Source organism: Salinicola corii (assembly GCF_008298015.1).
Classification (GTDB): domain Bacteria; phylum Pseudomonadota; class Gammaproteobacteria; order Pseudomonadales; family Halomonadaceae; genus Salinicola; species Salinicola corii.
Map to the genome: position 1 here is coordinate 103,531 of NZ_VTPX01000001.1, position 17,890 is coordinate 121,420.

The 17,890-nt window shown below is 64.7% G+C and carries 15 protein-coding genes; 8 read left to right on the plus strand and 7 right to left on the minus strand.

Annotated features, from left to right (window positions below):
• Window positions 1–20 precede the first annotated feature (20 nt).
• Window positions 21–479, plus strand: coding sequence for a DUF417 family protein (locus tag F0A16_RS00505; RefSeq protein ID WP_149433456.1), 459 nt, complete (start codon window positions 21–23; stop codon window positions 477–479).
• Between the two features lie 16 nt (window positions 480–495).
• Here the strand turns inward: F0A16_RS00505 and F0A16_RS22070 are convergent, their stop codons facing one another.
• From F0A16_RS22070 to F0A16_RS00515, 3 genes are read right to left on the minus strand one after another with little or no spacing between them, the layout of a single operon-like run.
• Window positions 496–852 (minus strand): zinc-binding dehydrogenase, encoded by a 357-nt coding sequence (locus tag F0A16_RS22070; RefSeq protein WP_338100579.1) that lies wholly within the window; start codon window positions 850–852, stop codon window positions 496–498.
• Window positions 747–1,565, minus strand: a complete 819-nt coding sequence (locus F0A16_RS00510; RefSeq protein ID WP_275401738.1) for an alcohol dehydrogenase catalytic domain-containing protein — start codon at window positions 1,563–1,565, stop codon at window positions 747–749. Before F0A16_RS00510 ends, F0A16_RS22070 begins: the two co-directional genes overlap by 106 nt.
• Window positions 1,566–1,596: 31 nt before the next feature.
• Window positions 1,597–3,393 (minus strand): NAD(P)/FAD-dependent oxidoreductase, encoded by a 1,797-nt coding sequence (locus F0A16_RS00515; RefSeq protein WP_149433457.1) that lies wholly within the window; start codon window positions 3,391–3,393, stop codon window positions 1,597–1,599.
• A gap of 443 nt (window positions 3,394–3,836) precedes the next feature.
• On the opposite strand from F0A16_RS00515, the gene F0A16_RS00520 reads away from it, so the two are divergent.
• The 5 genes from F0A16_RS00520 to F0A16_RS00540 all read left to right on the plus strand — a co-directional run bounded on the left by F0A16_RS00520 (window position 3,837) and on the right by F0A16_RS00540 (window position 10,380).
• A complete protein-coding gene (locus F0A16_RS00520) occupies window positions 3,837–5,903 on the plus strand; it encodes a sigma-54-dependent Fis family transcriptional regulator (protein WP_239023655.1) in 2,067 nt (688 codons plus the stop codon).
• A 119-nt stretch (window positions 5,904–6,022) separates the two neighbouring features.
• Window positions 6,023–6,877, plus strand: a complete 855-nt coding sequence (yghU, locus tag F0A16_RS00525) for a glutathione-dependent disulfide-bond oxidoreductase (RefSeq protein ID WP_149433458.1) — start codon at window positions 6,023–6,025, stop codon at window positions 6,875–6,877.
• Window positions 6,878–6,993: 116 nt separating this feature from the next.
• A complete protein-coding gene (locus tag F0A16_RS00530; protein ID WP_149433459.1) occupies window positions 6,994–8,241 on the plus strand; it encodes a dicarboxylate/amino acid:cation symporter in 1,248 nt (415 codons plus the stop codon).
• A 28-nt stretch (window positions 8,242–8,269) separates the two neighbouring features.
• On the plus strand, window positions 8,270–9,418 hold the full coding sequence (gene solA / locus F0A16_RS00535; protein ID WP_149433460.1) for an N-methyl-L-tryptophan oxidase: 1,149 nt from the start codon (window positions 8,270–8,272) through the stop codon (window positions 9,416–9,418).
• Window positions 9,419–9,483: 65 nt separating this feature from the next.
• On the plus strand, window positions 9,484–10,380 hold the full coding sequence (locus F0A16_RS00540) for a putative RNA methyltransferase (protein WP_149433461.1): 897 nt from the start codon (window positions 9,484–9,486) through the stop codon (window positions 10,378–10,380).
• Window positions 10,381–10,527: 147 nt separating this feature from the next.
• Here F0A16_RS00540 and F0A16_RS00545 read toward each other — a convergent pair whose 3' ends face one another.
• Complete coding sequence (locus tag F0A16_RS00545) at window positions 10,528–11,595, minus strand: aldo/keto reductase (protein WP_149433462.1); 1,068 nt, start codon at window positions 11,593–11,595, stop codon at window positions 10,528–10,530.
• 185 nt (window positions 11,596–11,780) lie between these two features.
• On the opposite strand from F0A16_RS00545, the gene F0A16_RS00550 reads away from it, so the two are divergent.
• Window positions 11,781–12,734, plus strand: coding sequence for an AraC family transcriptional regulator (locus F0A16_RS00550; protein ID WP_239023656.1), 954 nt, complete (start codon window positions 11,781–11,783; stop codon window positions 12,732–12,734).
• 14 nt (window positions 12,735–12,748) lie between these two features.
• Here F0A16_RS00550 and F0A16_RS00555 read toward each other — a convergent pair whose 3' ends face one another.
• Complete coding sequence (locus F0A16_RS00555) at window positions 12,749–12,886, minus strand: cytochrome C oxidase subunit IV family protein (protein ID WP_187775866.1); 138 nt, start codon at window positions 12,884–12,886, stop codon at window positions 12,749–12,751.
• Between the two features lie 484 nt (window positions 12,887–13,370).
• On the opposite strand from F0A16_RS00555, the gene F0A16_RS00560 reads away from it, so the two are divergent.
• Window positions 13,371–14,834 carry a catalase gene (locus F0A16_RS00560; RefSeq protein ID WP_149433463.1) on the plus strand — a complete coding sequence of 488 codons (1,464 nt, stop codon included), beginning with the start codon at window positions 13,371–13,373 and terminating at the stop codon, window positions 14,832–14,834.
• Between the two features lie 81 nt (window positions 14,835–14,915).
• Here the strand turns inward: F0A16_RS00560 and F0A16_RS00565 are convergent, their stop codons facing one another.
• Together F0A16_RS00565 and F0A16_RS00570 are read right to left on the minus strand one after the other, a co-directional pair.
• Window positions 14,916–16,529, minus strand: a complete 1,614-nt coding sequence (locus F0A16_RS00565) for a methyl-accepting chemotaxis protein (RefSeq protein WP_149433464.1) — start codon at window positions 16,527–16,529, stop codon at window positions 14,916–14,918.
• 262 nt (window positions 16,530–16,791) lie between these two features.
• Complete coding sequence (locus F0A16_RS00570; RefSeq protein ID WP_149433465.1) at window positions 16,792–17,823, minus strand: nucleoid-associated protein; 1,032 nt, start codon at window positions 17,821–17,823, stop codon at window positions 16,792–16,794.
• Between the last annotated feature and the right edge of the window lie 67 nt (window positions 17,824–17,890).

Sequence of the window (17,890 nt, forward strand, 5' to 3'; positions counted from 1 at the left end):
AAAGGCTCACGGAGGCTCGTATGACCGCGCTTGATAAACTACAACCGCTGATCGCTACAGCCGGTCTCGTCATCCTTCGCTATAGCCTGGTGCTGATCTTTCTCGGCTATGGCCTGTTCAAATTCACCGCCTACGAAGCCGCTGCGATAGCACCGCTCACGGAGAACAGCCCCCTCTTTTCGTGGGTCAATGCCTTGCTCGGGCAGCGAGGGGGCTCGAATCTGATCGGTGTGATCGAAGTGATCACGGCCGTGCTCATCGCGCTGCGGCGGCCTTATCCCAAACTCTCTGCGCTAGGGAGCTTGATGGCCGCGTTTGCGCTGGTGGGTACGTTAAGTTTCCTGTTCACGACGCCAGACCTCGGGCTTGAATCGGTCACTGCAGGCTTTCTGGTGAAGGATCTCACACTCCTGGGCGCTGCATTATGGACATCGGCCGAAGCGTTGCTGGCATCGAAAAGGTGTGATGAGTCTGTCTGATTCGTGCCGCGGCAGGTCAGGCGCCGGGGTCGACCAGGATCTTCACCTGCGCCTTGTCGGCGAGCAGCGCCTCGAACCCCTGGCTGACCACGTCGTCCAGGGCGATGCGTGCGGTCACCAGATCCTCGGCGCGGTAGTAGCCCTGCTGCATCAGCGCGATCACCGCGGGGTAGATATGGCGATAGGCGATGATGCCCTTGAGCGTACGCTCCTGGATCACCAGTTGGTTGGGATGGATCGCCGCCTCCGACTCCCAGATGCTGACGATCACCGTCTCGCCGCCGGCGTGGCTGCTGGCGATCGCCTGGTTGAGCACGGTGGGCAGGCCGGTGACCTCGAAGGCGATGTCGAAGCCGCCATCGCTGGCCGCCACGAGCCGCTCCACGATGTCGCCTCCGTGGGGTCGTGCACGACCGCGCCCAGTTTGCTGGCGCGCTGCTTGCGCGCGGCGGAGACTTCGACCGCGTGAATCGACGCCGCGCCGGCGGCCTTGAGCGACTCGATCACCATCAGCCCGATCGGCCCGGCGCCGAACACCACCGCGCTGTCGCCCGCCTTGAGTGAACTCTGGCGCACCGCGTGCAGGCCGACCGCGGCAGGTTCGACCAGCGCGCCCTGCTCGTAGGAGAGTGCATCGGGCAGCCGATGCACCATATGCTCACCGACCACGGTGTACTCGGCGAAGCCGCCGCCACCGCCGGAGAGCCCGTGAAAGCCCAGCTGCGGGCTCAGGTTGTAGCGTTCCATCAGATAAGCGCCGTCGCGGTGGGGCGAGAGAATCGGTTCGATCGCCACCCGGTCGCCTACCGCCACCCGGGTCACCGCGCTGCCCACGTCGACCACCTCGCCGGCGAATTCGTGGCCCATGACGATGGGCGCCCGGTCGTGGCTCAACGGGTGCGGCGAGTCCACCGGGATGAAGATCGGCCCGGCGGCGTACTCGTGCAGGTCGCTGCCGCAGATGCCACAGGCGGCGACCTTCACCTTGACCTGGTGCGGGTCGCCCAGGGCCGGGACCGCGATGCGTTCGACGCGAATATCGCGCGCCTGGTACCAACGTGCCGCCGTCATGCGCTGTTCACTCATGTCATCTTCTCCTGCCGCTGTCGTGCGGCGTTCAGGCCAGGTGGTGGACCGGCTGCAGGCCATAGACCGGCGTCTCGAGACCTTCGAGACGCGCCTTCAGCTGCAGCGCCAGATAGTGCGAGTAGTGGCGTGACTGGTGCAGGTTGCCGCCGTGGAACCACAGCGCCGGCTGCTGGGTCGGCTTCCACATGTTGCGCAGCTCGCCCTCCCAGGGGCCGGGATCCTTGGGCGTATCCGAGCCCAGACCCCAGCACTTGCCGACCTTGTCGGCGACCTCCTGCGAGATGATCTCCGCCGCCCAGCCGTTCATCGAGCCGTAGCCGGTGGCGTAGACGATCAGGTCGGCGGGCAGCTCGCTGCCGTCGCTCAAGCTCACCGAGTGGCGGTTGATACGGGCCACGTCGACCCCGCTGCGCAGCTTGATCTCGCCGCTGGCGACCAGTTCGCTGGCGCCGACGTCGATGTAGTAGCCGGAGCCCCGGCGCAGATACTTGAGAAACAGGCCCGAGTCGTCGGCGCCGAAGTCGAGCAGGAAGCCCGCGCGTTCGAGACGCCGGTAGAAGTCGGCATCCTGCTCGCGGATGGCGTCGAAGGCGGGGCGCTGGAAGTCGGGCAGCAGCCGGTAGGGGATCGAGGCGAAGATCAGATCCGCCTTGTCGGTGGTGATGCCGTTGGCCAACGCCTCCTCGGAGTAGAGCGGGCCGAGGGCGTGCTGCATCAGCGAGTCGGATTTGACGATATGGGTCGAGGAGCGCTGCACCATGGTCACGTCGGCGTCGTTCTCCCACAGCGCGGCGCAGATGTCGTGGGCCGAGTTGTTGGCGCCGATCACGACCACCTGCTTGCCGCGGTAGGCGTCGGGGCCGGGGTGACGGCTGGAGTGGTGCTGCTCGCCGGCGAAGTCGTCGGCCCCGGGGAAGTGCGGCACATTGGGCACGCCGGACATGCCAGTGGCGAGGATCAGCTGCTTGGGCTTGAGCGTCAGCGGCTGGCCGTCGCGCACCACTTTCACCGTCCATTCGTGGCTGGCCTCATCGAAGCTGGCGCTCTCGCACTCGGTGGCGCTCCAGTAGTTGAGCTCCATCACCCGGGTGTACATCTCCAGCCAGTCGCCGATCTTGTCCTTGGGCGCGAATACCGGCCAGTTGTCGGGGAAGGGCAGATAGGGCAGGTGGTCGTACCATACCGGGTCGTGCAGACACAGCGACTTGTAGCGCTTGCGCCAGGCATCGCCGGGGCGCTCGTGCTTGTCGATCACCAGGGTCGGCACGTTCATCTGGCGCAGGCGGGCGGCGAGGCCGATGCCGCCCTGGCCGCCGCCGACGATCAGACAGTAGGGCTGGCGTGTGATGCCCAGCTCGGCGGTCTCGCGCTCGCGCGCCTCGCGCCAGGTCTCTCGCGCCTTGTTGGCGCCGTGCTCGGCGCCCTTGGGGCGGTGGTGTCCCCGCGGCTCGGGGTAGTCGTTGAGCGCCTGCAGGGTGGTCAGCAATGTCCAGCACCTGCCTGCCTTCAGGCGCAGCAGCCCCTTGCCGGTGGCGACCCCGGTGGCAAAGGTGAACCAGGCTTCGATCACGCCATCGCTCTCGCTGGCTTCCCCGTCGAGCTGCCACTGGCCGGGGGCGGTATGCGCCAGGGTGGCCTCGAGCATCGCGGCGATCTCCGTCGGGCCCTCCAGGGTCTTCAGGTTCCAGGTGAAGGCGACCAGATCGCGCCAATAGCCGTCGTCGCGAAACAGCGCGGTGGCGCGCGGAATATCATCGGCGCGCAGGGCGGCGTCGAAATCCGCCAGCCACTGTTCGGCCTGCTGGGTGGAGGGGGATGCTGGCATGGGCTGCTCCTGTTGTTGCTCTATGAGTTGTTGCTATCGATCGCTGCCATCGATGACGCCGGTGGTGGGCGTGCTGATCCGGTTCGGGTGTCAGGCTCAAGCAGAGCAGCAAGCGTGCCAGGTCGCGCTAGCGCTTTAGTCTTAGATGACAAGGTATTGATGAATCAGAATTTTATGCGCCAGGGTCCGGCCGCGGCGGGAGAGCAGGGGCACGCCGATGGCATGGGTGTAACGGCTGTGCGTGACAGCTGTTAACTCAGGCGTGACAGTTGTCATGCTCGGTGGTGGCGCTGCGACCAACGGACAAGGGCGTCAGCCAGCCGCGAGGGCGTAGTCTGGAAACCAAACTGGCCGTCGCTCGCCGATTTTCGTACACACCCTTGCGCGTCGACTTTCCAGACAGCGCACAGGCTGGCAGCTGGCCATCGGCAGGAGGCGTCGGAATGGAACTCGGCTTGATGAAAGCGGGCAGGTTCGAGCAGGCACAGCGCCAGCACATCGCCACGCTGGTACGCCTGGGCGAGGGGCGCGAGGCCCTGGCGGGGCGCGAGATCATCCAGCGCTCCTGGCGGCGCTGCGTCGACGACTATCGGCTCGACCCCAGCCGCCCGCGGCCGGTACGTGTGCTGACCCACGAAGCGCTAGTCGACTCGCGCGAGCCGGTGGACGAACTCCTCTACGTGGCCCGGGCCGGGGTCGACCAGCTCTTCGCCCAGGTGGCGCCGATGGGCTATGTCCTGCTGCTGACCGATCGCCACGGGGTCACCGTCGACTTTCGCGGTCATCCGGACCAGGATGCCGCGCTGCGTCGCGCCGGGCTCTATCTCGGCGCCGACTGGGACGAGCGCCACGCCGGTACCTGCGCCGTGGGCACCTGTATCCACGAGGCGCGTGCCCTGACCTGTCATCAGCGCGAGCACTTCGACGCCACCCATATCGCGCTCACTTGTACCGCGGCGCCGATCCACGACCCCCAGGGGCGGCCCATCGCGGTGCTCGATATCTCGGCCCTGCAGTCACCCCGCGGGCTGGAGAGCCAGAGCTTTGGCCTGCCGCTGGTTACGCTCTACGCACGGATGATCGAGGACGCCTACTTCCTGCACCGCTATCGCGACACCACCATCCTGCGCTTCGATACCACCCGCGCCTTCGTCCACTTCAACGGCCGTGGCCTGCTCGCCTTCGACCCGCAGGGGCGGGTGCTCGCCGCCAACGGCGAGGGGCGGGCGCTGATCGACGCCCACGCCCAGCGCACGCCGCCGGCACCGACCCAGGTGACCCAGCTGTTCGAGGCCGAACTGGACGATCTGCTGGCGCTGCCGCGCTGCGAGCCGGACCAGCTACGTGCCCTGCGCTTGCGCGCCAGCGGCGAGATCCGTTTCGCCGCACTGGTGGAGCCGCGCGGTGTTCGTTCGCGTCAGCGTGACGCGGCGGCGACCGACGCCGTGACTGATATCGCGACTGGCGCTACCACCGCGTCCCACGATCCGGTGGCGACGACCTCGACGCCGGACCTGGATCGCCTGGCGGGGGACGATCCGGCGATGCAGCGGCTGCTGGGCCTGGCCCGACGGCTCTGCCGGCAGCCGCTCAACGTGCTGATCCGGGGCGAGACCGGCACCGGCAAGGAGGTGTTGGCGCGTGCGCTGCACGCCAGCGGCGACCGCGCCGAGGGCCCCTTCATCGCGGTCAACTGCGCGGCGATTCCCGAGTCGTTGATCGAGAGCGAGCTGTTCGGCTATCTGCCCGGGGCCTTTACCGGCGGCAACCCCAAGGGGATGCGCGGCCTGATCCCGCAGGCCGACGGCGGTACGCTATTCCTCGACGAGATCGGCGACATGCCGCTGACGCTGCAGAGCCGTCTATTACGGGTACTGGCCGAGCAGGAAGTGATGCCGCTGGGGGCCGAGCGGCCGGTCAAGGTGGCGCTGCGCGTGGTCACCGCCACCCATCGCGACCTCGCCGCGCTGATCGCCGAGGGCCGCTTCCGCGAGGATCTCTACTACCGCCTCAATGGCGCCGAGCTGGTCCTGCCGCCATTGCGCGAGCGCGCCGATCGCCGCTATCTGATCCAGCGGCTGTTCGCCGCCCTGGCCGCCGAGCAGGATGGTGCCGTGCAGCTGCGTGCCGACGCCCTGCACGCGCTGCTCGACGCGCCCTGGCCGGGCAATGTGCGCCAGCTCAAGAGTGCCCTGGCGTTCGCCCTGGCCACCCGCGAGGGGGAGACGGTCACCGTGCACGACCTGCCCGAGAGCTGCCGCGCCGGCCTGGTCTCGGCGCCGCCACTCGCTTCGACATCCGCGACGTCGGAGGCGGCCCGCGTAAGGCGCGAAAGCGACGACGCGCTGGCCGATCCCGAGGGCCTGGCGTTGGCCCGTACCCTGGCCCAGGCGAGCTGGAACGTCAGCCAGGTGGCGCGCCAGTTGGGCATTTCACGGCCGACGCTCTACCGGCGCATGCGCCGCCACGGGCTGATCCCGCCCAACCGCCGCGAGGCACTCCGCGGCTGAGGCGCTTGCATCGCGCTATCGAGCTCGCCGAGCAACCTTTAACACGCTATGTTTTTATCACACGATGGCGAGGCCGTGATGACGGCTTCGTCGGGACCACTTGTTGTCATGGAGTTGTGATGAGCGACTATACCCCTCCCAAGGTCTGGGAACCCAAAGAGAGCGGCGGCAAGTTCGCCAGTATCAACCGTCCTGTCGCCGGGGCGACCCACGACAAGGCGCTGCCGGTGGGCGAGCACCCGTTCCAGCTCTACTCGCTGGCGACGCCCAATGGCGTCAAAGTCACCGTACTGCTGGAGGAGCTGCTGGCACTGGGCAAGGATGCCGAGTACGACGCCTGGCTGATCAAGATCGGCGACGGCGATCAGTTCGGCAGCGGTTTCGTCGAGGTCAACCCGAACTCCAAGATCCCGGCACTGATGGATCGCAGTGGCGACAAGCCGGTTCGCGTGTTCGAGTCCGGCTCGATCCTGCTGCATCTGGCGGAGAAGTTCGGTGCTTTCCTGCCGAGGGATCCGGCCCAGCGGGTCGAGACGATGAACTGGCTGTTCTGGCAGATGGGCAGCGCGCCGTATCTCGGTGGCGGCTTCGGCCATTTCTACGCCTATGCGCCGGAGAAGATCGAATACGCTATCGATCGCTTCACCATGGAAGCCAAGCGTCAGCTCGACGTGCTCGATCGTCGCCTGGCCGAGTCGCGCTACCTGGCTGGCGACGAGTACACCATCGCCGATATCGCGACCTGGTCCTGGTATGGGCAACTGGCGTTGGGACGGCTCTACGAGGCCGCCGAATTCCTCGATGTCGAGAGCTACACTCACGTGCAGCGCTGGGCCAGAGAGATCGATGCTCGTCCGGCCGTGCAGCGTGGCCGCATGGTCAACCGTACCTTCGGTGAGCCGGAAACCCAGCTTCACGAACGCCACGACGCCAGCGATTTCGAGACGCAGACGCAGGACAAGATCGGCGGCTGATTTCGCGTTCCCGCCATACCGAGCCCGGCCTAGCGTCGGGCTTTTGCGTTACGCTATGCGGCATCGACGCCGCTGCGGTTTGCGACGTCCTCCGGCGGCTAGTCATAGGTACATTCATGAAAACTCTGTTTCGAGGCTATCTCGACTCTTCACTCATTCTGCGTGTCACCATTGCACTGGTGCTTGGCGTGGCGGTCGGGCTGATCGGCGGCGAGTCCGTCGCCGCCTGGCTGGCACCGCTCGGCGATCTGCTGCTGCGTCTGCTGCAGTTCCTGATCGTGCCGATCGTGCTGTTCACGTTGATCGTGGGCATCAACCAGGCCGATGTCGGCCGGATGGGCCGGATCGGCGGCAAGGTGTTCGGCTACTACGTGTTGACCTCGGCCCTGGCGATCGTGGTGGGCCTGGCGGTGGCGTCGTTACTGTCGCCTGGCACGGGCATGGCGCTCGACAACGGCGCCAGTGTCGAGGTGCCGGAGAATCCGGGGATCGTCAGCGTGCTGCTGAGCATCGTGCCGGACAACATCCTCAGCGCGCTGGCCGAGCCGAATCTGCTGGGGATTATCTTCACCGCCTTCGTGTTCGGTATCGCGCTGCTGAAGATGCGCCATGGCGACGGGCAGAGAGAGCTGGGTGACAAGCTCTATGGGGTCATCGAAGGCCTCAACGCGGTGACCATGAAGGTGATGTCGGGTGTTCTCCAGTACGTGCCCATCGGGGTGTTCGCCATCGTCGCCGGCACCGTGGCCAAGCAGGGCATGGATACCATTCTGTCGCTGGGCAGCATGGTGGTGGTGCTCTATCTCGCACTGGCGGTACACCTCGTTCTCTATGGCGTGTTGATGAGCGTCTTCGGTGTGCGTCTGAAGGCGTTCTTCCGCGAGGCACGCACGCCGATGGCCACGGCCTTCGCCACCCAGAGCAGTACCGGCACGCTGCCGCTGACGTTGAATGCCGCCCAGCGCCTGGGCATCTCCCAAAGCCTTTACGGCTTCAGCCTGCCGCTGGGCGCGACCATTAATATGGACGGTGCGGCGATCCGGATCGCGATCTCGGCGGTGTTCGCCGCCAATGTCGTCGGCATGCCGCTGGACTTCATGACCATGGTCGAGATCGTGCTGATCGGCACGCTGACCTCCATCGGCACCGCCGGCGTGCCCGGCGCCGGCATCGTGATGATCGCGACGGTCTTTGCCCAGGTCGGATTGCCGATCGAGACCGTGGCGCTCTTGACCTCGATAGACGCACTGGTCGGGATGGGCTGCACTGCCCTCAATGTCACCGGCGACCTGGCGGGTACCGCCATCATCTCGCGCAACGAAGGCGAGCGGGCCCCGCGCACCGCCGACGCGACCGCCACGTAAGCCATTGAATACCGGGATTCGTCGACGCATGACACAGACCGTTTACAGCAAGACCTTGATCATCGGTGCCGGCAGCATGGGGCTGGCGACGGCCGACTACCTGGCCTCGGCCGGAGAGGATTCGATCCAGGTGCTCGACGCCCACAGCCCGCCTCACGATCAGGGCGCGCATCATGGCGAGACGCGCCTGATCCGGCTGGCTTACGGCGAGGGCAGCGGCTATGTCCCGCTGGCCCTGCGCGCGCTGGAGCGCTGGCGGGAACTGGAGCGGGACACTGGCGAGTCGCTGTTCGTTCCGACGGGTGTGCTCAACCTCGGCCCGGCATCGGCGCCGTTCATTCGGCAGGTCGAAGCCAGTGCCCGACGATACGATCTGCCGCTGGACGAGATGGACGGCGTGGCGGCCACCGAGCGCTGGCCGGGGTGGCAGCTGGATGATTCGATGCGCGGGGGCTTCGAGTCGCGCGCCGGCGTGTTGCGGGTCGAGCGCATCATCGACTGCTGGCGGCGGCGGGTGGCGTGCAGCCCCGGCGTGACGCTGACGACAGGTACGGCGATAACGCGCATTCGGCATAGGGTCGATGGGCGGTTCGAGGCCAGTTGTGACGATGGCCGGCGTTTTGTCGCCGATCGGGTACTGGCGTCGACCGGTCAGCACCTGGCGCCTCTGCTGGCGCCGCTGGGTATCGAGCTGCCGCTGACCCGGGTGCGCAAGACCTTCGCCTGGTTCGAGGCGGACACCCACTATCTGCCCCAGCGCTTCCCGGGATTCAGCCTGACCGATGAGGAACTGGGCATCTATTACGGTTTCCCCGATATCGACGGTGCCGGCTTCAAGATCGGCCGCCATGACAGCGGCCAGCCGTTGGACCCAGGCGAGCCGATGGCGCCGTTCGGCGATCACCCCGATGACCTGGTCGAGCTGCGGCGGGTGATCGACCGCTATCTTCCAGGCGTCGGGGCGTTGCATCGCGGTGCGGTCTGTCAGTACATCCGCACGCCGGACGAGCATTTCCTGATCGATGAACCGCTCCCCGGCCTGATCGTCGCCGGTGGCTTCTCCGGCCACGGTTTCAAGTTCGCCAGTGCCCTGGGCGAGTCGCTGGGGCAATGGCTGGTGACGGGAGAGGCCGTATCCGCGCTGGCAGGATTCGGCCTGGCGCGTCTTTCAGTCTGACGGCCCGCACTCATCGGATGGGATGTCGGGTAGACTGGCGGGCTCTACGAGCAAGCGGTAGCGATATGTCTTCCACTCCTTTCTCCGCGCTGGCGTGTCCGCTGGACGGCAAGCCGATGCAGCGTCAGGGTCGGACCTGGCGCTGCGATGCCGGCCATAGCTTCGATGTGGCGCGCCAGGGCTATACCCACCTGTTGCCGGTCCAGCACAAGCGCTCGCGCGACCCCGGCGACAGCAAGGCGATGGTTGCCGCGCGGCAACGCTTCCTGAATGCCGGTCACTACGCGCCGGTGGCCGACGCTGTCGCCCGCGCCGCGCTTTCGGCACGACCGGGGAACGGCCAGCTTCGCTGTCTCGACGCCGGCTGCGGGGAAGGCTACTACCTGCGTCGACTGGCCGAGGCGGCGAGCAAGCGGGAGACGGCGTTGTCGTTGCTGGGGCTGGATATCTCCAAGTGGGCGGTGCTGTGCGCCGCCAGACAGGAGCATGCGGTTTCGCGTGATCGGGAGACAGACGGTAGTAACTGGGTGGTGGCGAGCAATGCCAAGCTCCCGGTGCAGGACGGTGCGCTGGACTGCGTGCTGTGCCTGTTTGGTTTCGCGGTCTATCCGGAGTTCGTGCGCGTGCTCGAGCCGGGCGGGGTATTGATACAGGCCGATGTCGGGCCGGACCATCTGAGAGAGTTGCGCGAGATCATCTATCCCAGCCTGAAGCCGGAGCGCGAACCTTCTCGAACGACGCCCAATGGACTGGCTCGGCGGGATGTCGAGACGATCCGTTTCCCGCTGACGCTGAGCGAGCCGCAGGCGATCGCCGATCTGCTGATGATGACGCCGCATTTCCACCGCGCCAGTGCCGAAGGCCGGGAGCGGGCGGCAGCACTGGATTCGCTCACCGTGACCATCGATGTCCGGCTGACGCCATTCGTTCGGCTCGCCGATAACGGTGCCCGGGACGGGTGATCCTGAGGGTCTCGGGGGCTTGCCGCCGGCGGCAATTCAGTGTCGCCGTTTCGAATAGGCGTCGGCCCACGGCGTTCCTCGATTGCGCCATTTGCGATTCCTTCCGACACGCTCCGCCCCCGATCTGCGCTCCGTAGCAGCGGCCGGTCACCGTTGCCGCGACTCTGACAACTGCTCGCGGCGATAGTCGCCCTGGCGATCCAGCATCCAACCCGGATACTCCGGCGGCAGCGCGCTGACCTGGTCGAGGCGGGCCAGTTCGTCCTCGTCGAGACGCACCTCGGTGGCGGCGATGTTGTCGTCGAGCTGATCAAGGCGCTTGGCGCCAACGATGACGCTGGTCACGGCCCTCTGATGCAGGAGCCAGGCCAGCGCGATCCGGGCTACCGATACGTTCTTGGTATCGGCTATCTCGCGCATGGTGTCGATGCAGTCGAAGCCCCGCTCCCGGTTTACCGGCGGGAAGTCGAAGGTGGCGCGCCGATCGCCAGCCTGTGCTCCGCTGTCCCGCGTGTACTTTCCACTGAGCAGCCCGCCGGCCAGCGGGCTCCAGACCATCAGCCCCAGCTTTTCGCTATCCAGCAGCGGGACGATCTCGCGCTCGAGGTCGCGCCCGGCCAGGGTGTAGTAGGCCTGTAGCGATTCGAACCGGTGCCAGCCGTTCTGCCGGGCGATGCCCAGCGCTTTCATGATCTGCCAGGCCGCCCAGTTGGAAACGCCGACGTAGCGCACGTGTCCGTGTTCGACCAGCGTGTGCAGCGCGCGCACGGTCTCCTCGATCGGTGTTGCGGGGTCGAAGCCGTGGATCTGGTAGAGATCGATGTGATCGAGCTGCAGGCGCTTCAGGCTTGCCTTGACACCCTCCATGATGTGGTAGCGCGAAGCCCCACGGTTGTTGACGCCACTGGAGCGGTAGGGGTCGTCGGTGCCGGTGGGGCCGAAGACCTTGGTGGCGACGACGACGTCGTCGCGCGGGACACCGAGGTTCCTGAGCGCCTGGCCGGTGATGACTTCGGACTGGCCCTGGGAGTAGACGTCGGCCGTGTCGATGAAATTGATGCCGGCGCCGAGCGCCCGGCCGACCAGCTTGTCGGCATCCGCCTGCTGCAGATTGCCGATCTGGCTCCACATCTCACCGTTGCCGCCGAAGGTCATGGTGCCCAGGCAGAGCTCGGAGACGAACAGGCCGGTATTGCCCAGATTGCGGTAGTGCATGGTGGTACTCCTCGTTATCGATGAAGGAAAGGGCTGCAGGGAACCGAGTATGGACGACAGGAGGGAGCGGGACTGGCTCGATCCGATCGGATATTTGCCTAAAACAGCCAGAGGAAGCTCTTCACGTGCCTCTCAGAGGCTGGTTGGGATAGGCTGAATCGATCGCTGGGAGAGATATCGCAACCATGAATCAACGAGTCGATGCGCTGATGCCAATGTCCGGAAACGGGATAGCGGTCGAGAACGACAGGGTGCTCGTGAGTTACCGCCAGGAACTGGTCGAGTTGCTCGATCGTCTGACGCTGGGCCGCGAGGGCAAGTTGCCGAGCGCCATACCCGGGTTGTCGATCCATCGGCTGAGCGCGCCTCGGCCGCCGCAGTACGTGGTGCACGATCCCGTGTTCAGCGTGATCGCCCAGGGCGCCAAGCGGCTCTCGATCGGGAAGGAGGTCTACGAATACGATCCGATGCATTACCTGGTCTCGTCGGTCGATCTGCCGGTATTGGCGGATGTTTTTCGGGCCAGTCGGGAGGCGCCCTATCTCGGGTTACGCCTGGATCTCGATGTCGAACTGATCGGCGAGCTGATCCATGACCATAACCTGCCGACCGTCTCGGGCGCCGAACCGGCGCGCGGACTTTGTGTGAACCGGCTCGAAGCCCCTCTGCTGGAAACGGTGCTGCGTCTGCTGCGAATGCTGGAGTCGCCGCAGGACATTCCGGTGCTGGCGCCAATGATCAAGCGCGAGATCGCCTACCGCTTGCTTCGTCATGGGCATGGTGCCCGGCTACGTCAAATCGCGCTGAAGGATAGCCAGACCCGTCGGGTCGTGGCGGCGATCCGCCTGCTGCGCGAACGTTACGCCGAACCGCTGCCGGTCGCCGTCATCGCCGGGAACGTGCATATGAGCGTGTCGTCGCTTCACCATCACTTCAAGGCGGTCACGGCGATGAGTCCCCTGCAGTACCAGAAGCAGCTGCGCCTGCAGGAGGCTCGGCGCTTGCTGCTCGCCGGAACCCTCGAGGTGACGGTGGTGGCGCAGCGTGTCGGCTACGAGAGTCCCTCGCAGTTCAGCCGCGAGTATCGGCGCTGTTTCGGTCTGCCACCGCAGCGGGACAGGCAGCGCTGGCGCCCCTAGCCGAGTGCCCGGGGTCACGGCGTCATGCGGTAATACAGGTTGAACAATATCCACAGCGTACCGCCCACCATGATGGTCAGAATCAACACGGTGAAGAGGATCAGCTGCAGGTCCTCGCGCTTGTTCTTGGTCGACAATGGCGTCAGATCCATCGAGCAGAAATCATTTCGGTCGCTGCCCGTTCCGGTGGGAGAGACGATCACTTGTGGTGACCGCCATGAAATTTGAACATGTCGAGTATTGTCTATGACTATCAGCAATCGAATTTAATAAGTCTATAACTATCGTGAAGCCCTTTCCGCGAGCGGGTTCGCCATTTCACTGGCGAGATCGGGCGGATGGAACTCATGGCCAATCGTCGCTTCGTTGGCCGAAGGTCGGTTTCCAGCGGTTGGACAGTGCCAAGGGTTCACTCTATAAGTTGTGGTGCGCCCGTATCGGGAAGCCCTTCTGCTCGGGCCGGATCCACTCGCTCGAGATGCAAGCGGCTGAGGCGGGCGGAATTCGGGCGATCGCGTCGCGAACCTGACATCCGAGTCATCACGGCCATGGGGCATTTGACTCGTCGCGTCCGCCCAAGGGGTACCAGCGCAAGGCGATCATCGTCTTGCGGCGTTGAATTAGGGAGAGATCACCGTGACCAGCGACAACCGAAAACCGACGACGACGGATGCCGGCATCCCGGTAGCGAGCGAAGAAAATGCACTGTCCGTAGGCCCCGATGGCCCGATCGTGCTTCACGACCACTACTTGATGGAGCAGATGGCGGCCTTCAACCGCGAGATGATTCCGGACCGCCAACCACACGCGAAGGGTGGCGGGGCTTTCGGTCATTTCGAAGTCACTCAGGATGTCAGCAGATACACCAAGGCCAAGTTTCTGCAGCCGGGCAAGAAGACCGAAATGGTTGCGCGGTTCTCGACGGTGGCAGGCGAATCGGGCAGCCCGGACACCTGGCGCGATCCGCGTGGTTTCGCCCTGAAGTTCTATACCGAGGAAGGCAACTTCGACATGGTGGGTAACAACACCCCGGTCTTCTTCGTACGCGACCCGATGAAGTTTCAGCACTTCATCCACTCTCAAAAGCGCCGTGCCGACAACGGTCTGCGCGACCACGACATGCAGTGGGACTTCTGGACCATGGCGCCGGAATCCGCGCATCAGGTGACCTGGCTGATGGGCGACCGTGGCGTTCCGGCCACCTGGCGCCACATGAACGGTTATTCCAGCCATACCTACATGTGGGTCAACGCGCAGAGCGAACGTTTCTGGGTCAAGTATCACTTCAAGACCGACCAGGGCATCAAGTGCATGACCCAGGAGCAGGCCGACGAGATGGCCGGAAGCGATGCCGACTATCACCGTCGCGATCTGTTCGATGCGATCAAGCGTGGCGACTATCCGACCTGGACGCTGCAGGTGCAGATCATGCCGTTCGAGGATGCCATGACCTATCGCCTCAACCCGTTCGATCTGACCAAGGTCTGGCCGCACGCCGACTACCCGCTGATGGAAGTGGGCAAGATGACACTGGATCGCAATCCGGAGGATTTCCATACCCAGATCGAGCAGGCCGCCTTCGAACCCAACAACATGGTGCCGGGTACCGGGTTGTCGCCGGACAAGATGCTGCTGGCGCGCTCCATTTCCTATGCCGATGCGCACCGTGCCCGTCTGGGGGTGAACTACAAGCACATTCCGGTCAACTCGCCCAAGGCGCCGGTCAACAGCTACAGCAAGGGCGGTGCGATGCGCATGCACAACGCCAGCGACCCGGTCTATGCGCCGAACAGCAAAGGTGGCTCCAAGGCCGATCCCGAACGTTATCCGGAAGACGCGGTGTGGCAGGCCGATGGCGAATTCGTTCGCACCGCCTACACGCTGCGCCCGGCGGATGACGATTTCAGCCAGGCCAACGACCTGGTCAACAAGGTGATGGACGATGCCGCACGCGACCGCCTGGTCAACAATGTCGTCGGTCACGTTTCCGGCGGGGTAGAGGAGCCGGTGCTCTCCCGCGTGTTCGAATACTGGCACAACATCGATGCCACCATCGGCAAGCGCATCGAGGAGGGCGTGAAGGCCAATCGCGGCAAGTAACGGCGACACTTGGCCGACACGGCATGACCAAGAGGCCCCGCTCACCGCCGGTGAGTGGGGCCTCGTCGTATCATTGCGGGGTCAGAAGCTGCTCCACTCCTCGGTTTCCGGCTGCGCCTGGCGGTTGTCGTGGCGCGCTGCCGGCGCCAGGGCCGGAGCCTGCCGTGGGCGCGGGGGGGCCGTGTGGTCGGTGTCATCGAAGCCACGGAAGAACCCGACCTCGCGAGCCAGTTGCTCGGCCTGGCTCTGCAGGTTTCCGGTCACGCTGGTGGACTCCTCGACCAGCGACGCATTCTGCTGGGTGACGCTGTCCATCTCGCCGACCGCGAGATTGATCTGCTGGATTCCGGTCGACTGTTCCCGGCTCGCCACGGCGATTTCCGAGACCAGATCCGTTACCTTTTCCACGTTGCTGACGATCTCGGTCAGCGTCTCGCCCGAGCGGTTGACCAGTTCCGAACCTCGCGATACCCGTTGCGCGCTCTCCGACACCAACTGCTTGATCTCGCCAGCGGCGTCGGCGCTGCGACTCGCCAACTGTCGAACCTCCTGGGCCACCACCGCGAAGCCCCGTCCCTGCTCACCGGCGCGGGCGGCCTCGACCGAGGCATTGAGCGCCAACAGATTGGTCTGGAAGGCGATCTCGTCGATCAAGCCGATGATGTTGGAGATCTGCTTGCTGGAGTTGTCGATCTCCTGCATCGCGGTGATCGCTTCATTGACCACTTCTCCTCCCTGCTTGGCCTGCGTGCTGACCTGGCTGGCTAGGTTGTCGGCCTGGGAGGCGTTGTCGGCGTTCTGCTTGACGGTATTGGTGATCTGCTCCAGCGCTGCAGCGGTCTCCTGCAGGCTGGCGGCCTGTTCCTGGGTGCGCTGGCTCAGGTTTTCGTTGCCGGCTGCCAGCTCGGCAGAAATTGACTCGACGTTTCTCGCATTGAGGGCGACTTTGCCGATGACGCCGGAGAGTTTGTCGCGCATGGTGGCCATCGCGTCCAGCATGCGGCCGAACTCGTCCTGGTATCTGGCGCTCAGGCGCACGCCGAGATCGCCGTGGGCCAGCGACTCGGAAAACGCTGTGGCCTCCCGCAATGGCCTGAGGATGCCGCGACTGAGCCACCAGCCGATGACTGTGGCGATCAGCAGGCCGATAAGGATGGTGCCGATGATCACGTTGCGGATGAACTGATAGTCCTCGACACTCAGCTGGTAGCTGGCGAGGGTGGCCTGGCGTGCCCCCCGATAGAGCGAGGTGACCGTCTCGTAGAGGTTGGCATAGCTTTCGTTGACCTGCGCTTCGCTTGCCTTGCCTCCGTCCAACGCGTTGCGCAGCGATTGCAGCTGCTGCTGGTAACGATCGGCCAGTTGCCGCTCCGCGTCGCTCGACACCAGCGCTGGATAGTAGTTGTTCCAGGCTTCGTCGGTGCGCTTGCGGTTCGCATCGACCTCCTGTCGCTGTGTGTCGGAGATATTACCGGCCCCAACCTTGGCGAAGATGGTGCGATTGTCGCCAATGGCTGCTCTCACCGTGGAAAGTTCGATCATTTCCTGAACATTCTCTCCGACGATGGATTGCATTGTCTGTTGGGTGGAATAATTGCTCACCACTCCCTGCACGCCAATCCCGATCATCAAGGCGATCAGCAGCCCTAGAGCAACGACCAGTCTCGCCTTGACGCTTCTTCCGATGCCTGACATTGCTATTCACCCTGCCAATATATTTGGACCCGCCAAGCCAGCGCCATGTTTCCATGTCGCCGCACGTGGCTTGCTGCCGAAACTACGTATCTAGACATCTATCGGCGTGATGGAAGCAGGGTTTAGCCGGCTGCGCGAAATTTTCCGCCAGTGCGGCTGATAAACGAGCATAACGATCTATTTTATATGTTGATTTTCAGTGTTTATTAACTATTGTCCGGTTTGTGGAGAGTCTTCCCCTGCTCGGCGAATCAAACTTCCTTCATCCCTTGCGCTGCTTGATCTGATCCTTCAGTTGCCCGGGGACCTGCTTGATGATCAGGCGGTCGCGCTCGTCGTCGTACTCGATGCTGTTGCCGAGCAGGTGAGAGTCGAAACTGATGGAGACGCCGCTGGCGCGCCCGGCGAAGCGCTTGAACTGCTGCAGGGTGCGCTTGTCCGGCGGGATCTCGGCGGCAAGGCCGTAATCCTGATTGCGGATGTAGTCGTAGAACGCCTTGGGTTGCTGCTCGTCGACCAGTTCGGAGAGCTCGTCCAGCGTGATCGGCTCCCCGCGCTTGGCCTGGGCATTGGCATAGTCGATCAGCGTGTCGGTCTTCTCCCGGCTGGCTTCCTCGGGCAGGTCCTCGCTCTCCACGTAGTCGCTGAACGCCTTGAGCAGGGTGCGTGTCTCGGCCCCGGCATTGACGCCCTCCTGGCATCCAAGCCACTGCCGAAAGGCTTCCACCAGTTTCTTGTTGCCCCGGTCCTGCACGTAGGTGATGTACTGGCGTGACTCCCCGCGTTGCCACTGGGTCAGGTCGATTCTTGCCGCCAGCATCAACTGGCCGAGGTTGAGCTGCTGGACGGGAATGACCCCGAGTTCGCCATCGAAGCCGTAGCCGTCGCGCTGATGGAGCAGCGTCAGGGTCAGGGTTTCCGCTTCGCCCTGACGTGAGTGAACGAACCACCAGTGGCCGCCAATCGAGAGATGGGCGTCGATCAACGGCGTCAGGCTTTCGGTGGTTTCCCGGGTGAAATCGGTGAAGTTGATCTCGCCGCTGCGATAGCGTTCCAGTTCGTAGGCGAAGCGCGACGAGGACACCGTTTCGCCGTTGGCGTCGTCGGTCTCTCCCGCTGCACCGTCGACGAAGTGGCCCCACGCCTTGGGCTTGCCGTGGAAACTCGAGTTGAACGCCGCCAGCAGCGACTCTGCCGTGGCGGTGTCGCGCATGGCTTCGCCGCTCGTCAGCGTGGCGGGATGTTCGTCGCCCTGTTTGTCGATGCGATGGGCGCAGGTCTGCAGTATCGGCATGAGATGGCTCGTAAAGCGTGAAAGGGCGGGCAGCCGGGCGGCGGCCCGCGAAAGAGAGGCGGCGGCG

Coding starts and splice junctions, on each gene's coding strand:
- F0A16_RS00505 (WP_149433456.1), top strand. CDS start 21: ATGACCGCGCTTGATAAACTACAACCGCTGATCGCTACAGCCGGTCTC.
- F0A16_RS00510 (WP_275401738.1), bottom strand. CDS start 1,565: ATGAGTGAACAGCGCATGACGGCGGCACGTTGGTACCAGGCGCGCGAT.
- F0A16_RS00515 (WP_149433457.1), bottom strand. CDS start 3,393: ATGCCAGCATCCCCCTCCACCCAGCAGGCCGAACAGTGGCTGGCGGAT.
- F0A16_RS00520 (WP_239023655.1), top strand. CDS start 3,837: ATGGAACTCGGCTTGATGAAAGCGGGCAGGTTCGAGCAGGCACAGCGC.
- yghU (WP_149433458.1), top strand. CDS start 6,023: ATGAGCGACTATACCCCTCCCAAGGTCTGGGAACCCAAAGAGAGCGGC.
- F0A16_RS00530 (WP_149433459.1), top strand. CDS start 6,994: ATGAAAACTCTGTTTCGAGGCTATCTCGACTCTTCACTCATTCTGCGT.
- solA (WP_149433460.1), top strand. CDS start 8,270: ATGACACAGACCGTTTACAGCAAGACCTTGATCATCGGTGCCGGCAGC.
- F0A16_RS00540 (WP_149433461.1), top strand. CDS start 9,484: ATGTCTTCCACTCCTTTCTCCGCGCTGGCGTGTCCGCTGGACGGCAAG.
- F0A16_RS00545 (WP_149433462.1), bottom strand. CDS start 11,595: ATGCACTACCGCAATCTGGGCAATACCGGCCTGTTCGTCTCCGAGCTC.
- F0A16_RS00550 (WP_239023656.1), top strand. CDS start 11,781: ATGAATCAACGAGTCGATGCGCTGATGCCAATGTCCGGAAACGGGATA.
- F0A16_RS00555 (WP_187775866.1), bottom strand. CDS start 12,886: ATGGATCTGACGCCATTGTCGACCAAGAACAAGCGCGAGGACCTGCAG.
- F0A16_RS00565 (WP_149433464.1), bottom strand. CDS start 16,529: ATGTCAGGCATCGGAAGAAGCGTCAAGGCGAGACTGGTCGTTGCTCTA.
- F0A16_RS00570 (WP_149433465.1), bottom strand. CDS start 17,823: ATGCCGATACTGCAGACCTGCGCCCATCGCATCGACAAACAGGGCGAC.